A 1538-nucleotide genomic window follows, 5' to 3' on the forward strand; every position below is an offset into this window, starting at 1 on the left:
CGTACGGCGAGCGGTACAGCAGGACCTTGAAGTAGGTCAGCGGCACGATGGCGGCCTGCTCCATGACCTTCTTGTCGACCTGGGTGTACGCGGCGGTGCGGGCGGCCTCGTCGGTGTTGCCGATCGCGTCGTCCAGCAGCTTGTTGATCTCGGGGTCGTTCAGCTCCGAGAGGTTGGTGTTGCCGGACTGGCCGATGGCCTTGCCGTGCACGATCTGCTGCAGGAAGCCGTAGCCGGTCGGCCAGTCGGAACCCCACTGCATCATGATCAGGCCGATGTTCTGCTTCTTGTTGAACTTCGGCACACCCGCGTAGTCGGAGAAGTACTTGCCCGACGGGAACTGCTTGATCTCGGCGTCGATGCCGACCTTCTTCAGCGCGCCGACGATCGCGGTGGCCGCGTCGACCTCGCCCTGGCGGTCGGTACGGGCGGAGATGGCGGTCTTGAAGCCCTTCTCCTGGCCACAGGCCTTCAGGTGCTCCTTGGCCTTGGCCTCGTCGCCCTTGTTGCCCTTGGTGGCGTAGAGGTCGTACTTCTCGTAGCCCGGGATGTCGGTCGGCAGGACCGTGGAGGCGATGTCACCGCGGATCGGGCCGCCCATGGCGGTCTGCACGGCGACCTTGTTGATCGCGTACTGCACGGCCTTGCGGCACTCGACGTTGTCGAACGGCTTCTGCTGGGTGTTGATCGCCGTGTAGATGAGACGGCCGCCGAGCGCGTTGTCCGTGTTGGCGAGCTTGTCCTTGTCGTTGACGAGCTCNNGGTTCACGACGATCTTGTCCGGGTACTGCTTGCGCAGCGGGTCCGTCTTCGCGTCCCACTCGGGGTTGCGGGTCAGGACGATCTGCTTGCCCTCGTCGTACTTCTCGAACTTGTACGAGCCGGTCGACACGACCTTCTTGGTGTAGTCGACGCCGGTGTCCTTGGCGCGCGGCACCGGGGCCGTCTGGGGCTGGCTCGCCAGGAAGTCGAAGTCGGCGAAGGGCTTGTTGAGCTTGAAGACGATGGTGTTGTCGTCCGGCGTCTCGATGGACGCTATGCCCTTGTCGCTCTTGTCCTTGTACGGGCCCTTGTACTTGTCCCCGCCGTCCAGCAGCTGCTGGAAGTAGTTGGGGCCGGAGGAGAGCACGTCACGCGCGAAGTTGGAGCGCTCGACCGCGTACTTGACGTCCTTCGAGGTGACGACCGTGCCGTCCTCGAACTTCACGCCCTGGCGGATCTTGTACGTCCAGGTCTTGCCGCCGTCGCTGGGCACGCCCGCGGCCNNGGCCGGGCTTGAAGGTCATCAGCGGACGCGCGTAGAGGCGGCTGAAGTTGAACCCGTACGCGTAGTACATGTTGCCCGGGTCGAGGGACTCGGGAGCGTCGGAGCTCGCGTAGGTGACCGTGCCGCCCTTCTTGGTGGACGCGTTCACGACGTCCTTGGTCGCGGCGTTGGCGCCCGCGCCCTTGGTGGCGTCGTCCGAGCTCTCGTCGGCCTTGCTGCAGGCCGACAGGAGCAAGCCGGCACTGCTGACGGCCGCGATCGCGGCCATTGC

1 protein-coding gene and 1 pseudogene are annotated in these 1538 nt (G+C 65.2%); both read right to left on the bottom strand.

Annotated features, from left to right (window positions below; all coding sequences use genetic code 11):
* Positions 1-760: ABC transporter substrate-binding protein (locus AOK15_RS47885; RefSeq protein WP_240508755.1), on the bottom strand; the 760-nt coding region annotated here is incomplete at both ends.
* Between the two features lie 2 nt (positions 761-762).
* Positions 763-1255 (bottom strand): annotated as a pseudogene (locus AOK15_RS47890) (ABC transporter substrate-binding protein); the annotation flags it as partial.
* Positions 1256-1538 lie beyond the last annotated feature (283 nt).

The sequence above is a fragment of the Streptomyces ossamyceticus genome, from assembly GCF_001418475.1.
GTDB lineage: Bacteria > Actinomycetota > Actinomycetes > Streptomycetales > Streptomycetaceae > Streptomyces > Streptomyces ossamyceticus.